The organism is Cryobacterium melibiosiphilum, assembly GCF_003602235.1.
In the GTDB taxonomy this organism is placed as follows: domain Bacteria; phylum Actinomycetota; class Actinomycetes; order Actinomycetales; family Microbacteriaceae; genus Cryobacterium; species Cryobacterium melibiosiphilum.
The window spans coordinates 1-6,308 of the sequence record NZ_QZVS01000022.1 but is presented as its reverse complement, the minus strand read 5'-3'; the positions used below and the strand labels follow the sequence as shown (position 1 = coordinate 6,308).

The window sequence follows — 6,308 nt, the reverse complement described above, 5'->3', positions numbered from 1 at the left end:
GGCAGCAAGGCCGACAGCTTCGCCGCGCCCACCACCACAACACCGCTCAGAAATCAGCGAGCACGCTCACTCAAGCCGGACCGGTGGATCGAGGCTAAGGCCGAAGCGGTCATTACGTCGTCGCTGGCTGATCGGCTGGGGCTGGGGCTGGGCGACGAGATCGCCGTTGTCGCGCCGCCATCGACTGGGTGGTACAGCTCCGACGGACGTATCGGCGACGTCGTGGCAGACGCCCAACGCGGCTATCGCGTCTCCGGAATCGTGGACGACGAGGCCCCCCATGTTTGGGCCCACAACGGGTGGATCTCGCGCATGGCCACCGACGACAAGGCCGGAGTGGACGGGCACTGGCTGGTCGTCGGTGACGCACCGGTAACGTGGGCGCAGGCCACGTCCATGAACCAACTGCAGGCCTTCGCGGTCTCCCGCCATGTACTCACCGAGTACCCCGCCGACAGCGAGCTCTATCCGGTGCCGGTCGATATAAACGCCGTGCTGCTCCAGATCGCCGGAATCGTACTTGTCGGGGCATTAGGCACAGCACTCGTACTCATGCTGATCACTCCAGCCTTTGCAGTGTCCACCGATCAATCGCGGCGCACACTAGGACTCGCCGCAGCCACCGGGGCAACCCCGGCGGACCTGCGCCGCATCGTCAACGCCCAGGGCACGGTCATTGGCGCCGCAGGCGGTCTCCTCGGCGCGGCAGTCGGCGTTGCAATTGCATTCCTTGTTGATGGGTGGCTCCCACCGGGACAAGACTTCGCCCGGTCCTTTCCCTGGTGGATCGTTCCGACCGGGATGGGGATCGCCACCCTCCTAGGACTCATCACGACTCTCATTCCGGCCGCCTCCGCGGCACGACTTCAACCCGTCGACGCGCTCAAGGACCGCCCGACGCCCCGTCGCGGTGCCAAGCCCGGCCGCGCAAAATTCTTCGCCATCGCAGGGCCGGTCGCGATACTCGCCGCGGTTGTCGCTGGCGTATTGAGCCTCGCCGGAGTCACCCCAACACCCGAATACACGACCCCAGGCACCGTCCCGGCGTCTGCAGCGATCTCGGCCGTTCTGCTCGTAACGACCGTGGTTCTCGCTATCGTCGGAATTCTGCTGCTCGTTCGCGCGATACCGTCCCTGGGCGCGCGCTTGGCCAGACGTGCCCCCGTCGCCTCACGCCTGGCACTGCACGACGCCAAAGAGCACCGGTCCCGTTTCGTGCCGGCCGCGACAGCAGTGCTCGTCACGGTTTGTGCCGCATCTTATTTCATCGTCGTAACCGGCTCGATGACGGCGAACGATCGGGACCGCGTTGGCGAGGTGGTTCAGGGTGGAAGCCTGGCGCTTGGCACCGACATCCCGATCGGTAACGAGATCGACAGACTCGTGATCAGCGACACGATCGACGCGCTGCACGACGTACTGCCAATCAATGGGCACGAACCCATCTACTCAGCCTCCAACCAGAGGGATGCATCACTGCGGTTCGGAGCCGTGCAGCCACTGAATCGCTCCTGCCCAGACGGCCTCTACCCCGATACGGCCTCATCCACCGAAACCGGTGCCCCGTTGGTCTGCACCCCAGACATCTTGGCTTACAGCCCCAGCCTCTCGGTGCCGTGGTGGGGTGGCACCGATGCAGGGATCATGGACAGCGACGCGCTCCTGGCCACCGGCATGGACGGAGCAGCGGCCGCTGCCGCAGTGCTGGAGGATGGCGGCATCGTCGTCAACAATGCTGCGCGACTGTCCGCCGACGGCACCGTGCGCGTCGCTCTGTCCTCGGACTTCCTACCCACTGAGGAAAACGCGGAACAGTTCGTCGAGCTGCCGGGCGCTTTTCTACACGGCTTCGCATTCGCCGCCACAGTCAGTCCCGATACAGCGACCGAAATTGGCGTCACGGACTGGGAGTACGTCGGAGAGATCGTCACCGCTGACCCGGAGCTCACACCCACCCAACTCACCGAAGCACGCACGACGATCAAGCAGCACACCTCCCTCGTGCGCATGACCGAAGCAAACAGCTATCGCGACTGGGGGCGAGATAGCGCGCTCATCCCTATCGCCCTACTCGCAGCCCTCGCCGTCGCCGCCAGCGCCATCTCCCTACTCCTCGCAAAGACCCAGTCCCGCCGCGACGTGACGACAATGCTCGCCGTAGGCGCAACAAAGCACTTCCTGCGCCAATTCACCCTCAGCCAGGCGACGGTGCTACTCGCTGCCGGCATCCCGCTGGGCTTTATCGCCGGCATCGCTCTCGGCACGTACCAAATCGCATGGAACCGCGCCACCGGCATCGGCGGCGCCTGGATCGAAACAGTGCCACTCTGGGGGCTTCAAGCTGGTCTCGGACTCACCATCATCGGGGCAAGCATCCTAGCCGTCCTCCTGATCGGACGGCCAACCAACACCCGAATCACCCGAACGATCGACTAACCCGTCACCACCAAACTGACCATCACATCAACGCACACCACACGATCCACCGCCGACTCCGCGGCGATAGTTCACATGAGAACACACCAACCACTTTCTTATCCCGAAAGGGGAACCTCATACGGGGCTACGCCACCCCTCAGTGGCGCTCGAACTCACCAGAAGTGCGGCGGCTGCATCGGGATTGTTGAGCGATACCGCGAGTCGTTTGCCCTTGGCAGCGTTCAGTACCTGCCAAGGCTCCCCGTCGAGTTGTACGGTGTCAGGCGTCTTGCCAATGGGGCGGCATTTTCAGATCCGCGGGTAGACGAGTTACATGGTTGCCGTGCGCGGCGTTGAGTTGCGGCTGCGTCACGTATAGGGCCTTCGAGAGGTCAGCGCCGTCAAGGCGTGCATCTCTGAAGTCGGCGCCGAGCAGATCTACTCCTGACAAGTCGCTGTCCTGCAGGTCTGCGGCGATGAGATAGGCCCCTCGAAGATTTGCCCCGCACAGTCGGCGGGACCTGAGATTTTTACCCATCAGGTCTGCTCCCGGTTTCAGCGCGGATTCCAGGTGGTCATTGCCAGTGGCAAGGTAGGCCGCCCGTACTTCTTCGCTGACCTCGATGAGCGTTGACCTCACCTGGGAGTGAAGATCCTGAACATCCAGTGAAAGCACGTCCGATAGTTCACCCCCGACGGCATGCTCGATCGTGTTCCTGAGCTGTGCCGCACGGTGTGAGGCGTCGGGATCGAACGTTCGCGTCTGTGCCTCGGCCAGATACCACAGCATCTCGTGGAGCTGCCGTGCGGCAGCGAACGCGGCAAACATCTCGCTCTTGGTGTCAGGGCTTTCGATCCAGCTCTTTCCGAAAAAGAGCCCTTGCGACACGTTTTGGCCTGCACCGAAGCAGTCAAAGACGGTGCAGCCACGGAAGCCTCTCGGGCGCAGTGTGTCATGGATCGTGCAGGAGAAGTCAGGTGCCAGGTTGTGGCAAGGAGAACCTGCGGGTTTGTCGACAGGAAAGTCTGCAGAACGTGAGAAACCGAAGGCAGTGCAGCAGAGGGCAAAGCAATTACCGCAGTCAGGTCGCAGGGATGCCCGGTCGAGGGCGGGCGAAGCTGGTTCGAGAGAGTTCGCTGATGTCATGTGAATGGGATCTTCCAGTGATGAGTTCGATAGGTGGCCGGGATGCACGGGAACTCCGACTGGAGCTCCCCTCGCGGGCGCGCTGAATCACTACTCCTCGGATGAGGAGTGAACTGGAATCCCTACAGGGGCTCTGGGTCACAGAGACGCATGAAATATCACTGGCATCAGAGTATCTGACACTTGGCCACCGCCTGTGCTCCGTACTCATCGGTCCGTGCCCGCAAGCCGAACCCTCAACGGGCAGATGGCAGTCCGCTCTTGATATGACCGATCAGATGGGTGATACATGTCCCGACCAGCGAATGAGGCAAGCCTCTGCACGATCGTTTAGGGGGATTCGACGACTTATGGAATGAGTGCGATGGCGTCCACCTCCACTAATGCCCCTGGGACAGCAAGGTCTGCGACGATGAGGACGGAGATTGCGGTCCGATGGTTGCCCCAGACTGATTGTGAGGCCCCGAATGCGGCTCGCGGATCAATGCCACTGGTGAGGTATATCGTGAGCTTGACGACATGCTCGGGTCCGGTCCCTGCGGCTGCGAGTACGGCCAGGACGTTGCTCATCGCTTGAGTCGTCTGAGCTTCGATCCCTTCGGCTAGTTCTCCGTGGCTGTCGGTGCCGTTTTGCCCACCGACGTAGAGCATCGGGCCTGCGGGGGCGATGACACCTTGGGTGAAGGCGGGGTTGTGGTGCAGTTCGGTGGGGTCGACGTGGGTGGTCTGTCGTGTCATGAGCGTTCTCCTGTCAGGTGGCGGGCGTAGTGGGCCCTTGCTTTTGCTCGACCGCCGCAACGGCTCATGGAGCACCAGCGGCGGCTCTGGGGACGGGAGGTGTCGAGGAAGATCAGGTGGCAGTCCTCTGCCGCGCATTCACGGACCATGCCGGCGGTCGTAGCGAAGGCTTGGATGGCGTCATGTGCGATCGTTGCAAGCATCTGGGAAGGGGTCGGCGGCACAGGTCCGTGTGTTCCGCCGGGAAGATACTGGGGCACCGATGGCCGACTTGCCCAGAGGTTGATGGTGTCGATGTCGGCGGGGTCCAGTATCTGGCCGGAGGCCGCGCGCCGTGCGGTAGACGTGATCGCTGCTCGGAGTTGCTTCGCTCCACCAAAGTCGGCGTCGTCGCTCGGGTGCAGGACGGGACCGAAACGTTCGGACAGCCAAAGATTAAGGTCGGTGGGCTTCCGCAGCGTCTCCCACGCGTCGACGTTGTATCCAAAGTCGCCCGTGCACCCGAAGGCGAGACTCAGTGCGCCGGGATAGAAGCGCCATCGCCGGCCGTCGGAAGGCGTCAGCCAGACGCCGGTATCCGACCGGCTGGTCATGAGCCGTTCTTGTGAGAGGGTGCGTGCTGCATTCCCATGTAAACGCCGCCGACAGCTAGCTCATCGAGCATCTGTCCGATGCGCCGCGAGCGAGTGTCTAACATCTTGGCCCGCTCGATCCAGCCGATGTAGTCATTGCGTTGGTACGCCGGGCGTTCATCGTATGCGCCTTGCACGCCGGAGTCGGTCAGGGCAGTGGCCACGTCAGCAGGCATGGGATATCTGGAACGCTGGGACATAAAACAAAACTAACCATTTATACCAGTTAGATCAAGAAGGCTCGATCCTGTTCGTGATAACGCTCGTTCGTTTCCAGCGTGCCCGATATGCCCGTAGGGCGTGTCTCCTAATGCCTTCAACCAAATAGTTATGGCTCTAAAGACAGCTCCGCCGCGATAAGTGAGTGCGAGTTTGTCGTAGCGGGTGGCGATGCCGCGCCATTGTTTGAAAACCGCGAAGCAGCGCTCGATGACGTTGCGGCGTTTGTAGGCTTCCTTGTCCAGGCCGGGCGGGCGACCGCCGGCTCGGCCTCGCCGTTTGCGGTTGGCGATCTGATCAGATCGCTCCGGGATCACGGCTTCAATATTGCGCTCTCGGAGCATCTGACGGTTCGCTTTGGACGAATAGGCTTTGTCCCCCATCGCTCGAACGGGCGTCGTTCGGGGTCGGCCGCCACCGAGCCGTGGCACCCGCAGACTCCCCAGAACTTCGGGGAACATCGGAGAATCACCGCCCTGCCCCGGTCCCAACAGAATAACCAACGGCCGCAGATTCGCGTCACACAATGCGTGAATCTTGGTCGTCAAACCGCCGTGTGACCGGCCAATTGCATGGTCAGGGGGCTCGGTGAGAAGATTCGTGTAGTTCGAAAGTTCCCCCTGTGGTGCGCTTGAGGTTGGTGCCGTGCTGGTGCGCGCGGTTGACCGTGGAGTCCACGGACACCTCCCACTCGATCAGCCCGGCGGCATCGGCCTGGGACAACAAGCGCGTGAAAATCGCATCCCACGTGCCGTCACCGCTGAAGCGCCGGTGACGTTTCCAGACGGTCTGCCAGGGGCCAAACGATTCCGGCAAATCCCGCCACGGAATCCCCGCTCGATACCGATAAATGATGCCTTCCAGAATGCGGCGGTGGTCCTGAAATGGACGGCCCACACAATTCTTGGACGACGGCATCAACGGCTCGAGTCGAGCCCACTCGCTGTCAGACAAAACGGCAGTTCGCGACATGCGTCAACTGTGCCAGACAACCCCACGGATCATTAGGAGACACGCCCTAACGGGAACCTCGTACGGGACGATGCGGTGCCCTAAGCCTCGATCCACCGGTCGAGTTGAGGTTGTAGCGGCGCGTTAAACCGAGAATGCCTATCGGATCAGGAAAAATAGAACTTACTTAGGGTTCAATTTGA

The 6,308-nt window shown here is 62.0% G+C and carries 5 protein-coding genes and 1 pseudogene; 1 reads left to right on the top strand and 5 read right to left on the bottom strand.

The features are described from left to right. The coding region (locus D6T64_RS00320; protein WP_119970329.1) for an ABC transporter permease at positions 1–2,436 on the top strand (2,436 nt) is incomplete at its 5' end. A gap of 262 nt (positions 2,437–2,698) precedes the next feature. On the opposite strand, the gene D6T64_RS00315 is transcribed toward D6T64_RS00320, so the two are convergent. The 5 genes and pseudogenes from D6T64_RS00315 to D6T64_RS00295 all read right to left on the bottom strand — a co-directional run. Then, on the bottom strand, positions 2,699–3,613 hold the full coding sequence (locus D6T64_RS00315) for a pentapeptide repeat-containing protein (RefSeq protein WP_325049752.1): 915 nt from the start codon (positions 3,611–3,613) through the stop codon (positions 2,699–2,701). A 300-nt stretch (positions 3,614–3,913) separates the two neighbouring features. Next, the gene (locus tag D6T64_RS00310; RefSeq protein ID WP_119970325.1) at positions 3,914–4,303 is read right to left on the bottom strand and encodes a RidA family protein; all 390 of its coding nucleotides are present in this window, start codon (positions 4,301–4,303) and stop codon (positions 3,914–3,916) included. Continuing rightward, positions 4,300–4,896 (bottom strand): CGNR zinc finger domain-containing protein, encoded by a 597-nt coding sequence (locus D6T64_RS00305; protein WP_119970323.1) that lies wholly within the window; start codon positions 4,894–4,896, stop codon positions 4,300–4,302. Before D6T64_RS00305 ends, D6T64_RS00310 begins: the two co-directional genes overlap by 4 nt. Next, positions 4,893–5,111 (bottom strand): YdeI/OmpD-associated family protein, encoded by a 219-nt coding sequence (locus D6T64_RS00300; RefSeq protein ID WP_119970321.1) that lies wholly within the window; start codon positions 5,109–5,111, stop codon positions 4,893–4,895. The genes D6T64_RS00305 and D6T64_RS00300 overlap by 4 nt, the downstream gene beginning before the upstream one ends. Before the next feature lie 123 nt (positions 5,112–5,234). Then, positions 5,235–6,126, bottom strand: a pseudogene (locus D6T64_RS00295) (IS5 family transposase); the annotation flags it as partial. Positions 6,127–6,308: the final 182 nt, after the last annotated feature.

Excerpts from the sequence above, each read along its gene's own strand:
- D6T64_RS00310 (WP_119970325.1), bottom strand. The coding sequence starts at position 4,303 with ATGACACGACAGACCACCCACGTCGACCCCACCGAACTGCACCACAAC.
- D6T64_RS00305 (WP_119970323.1), bottom strand. The coding sequence starts at position 4,896 with ATGACCAGCCGGTCGGATACCGGCGTCTGGCTGACGCCTTCCGACGGC.
- D6T64_RS00300 (WP_119970321.1), bottom strand. The coding sequence starts at position 5,111 with ATGCCTGCTGACGTGGCCACTGCCCTGACCGACTCCGGCGTGCAAGGC.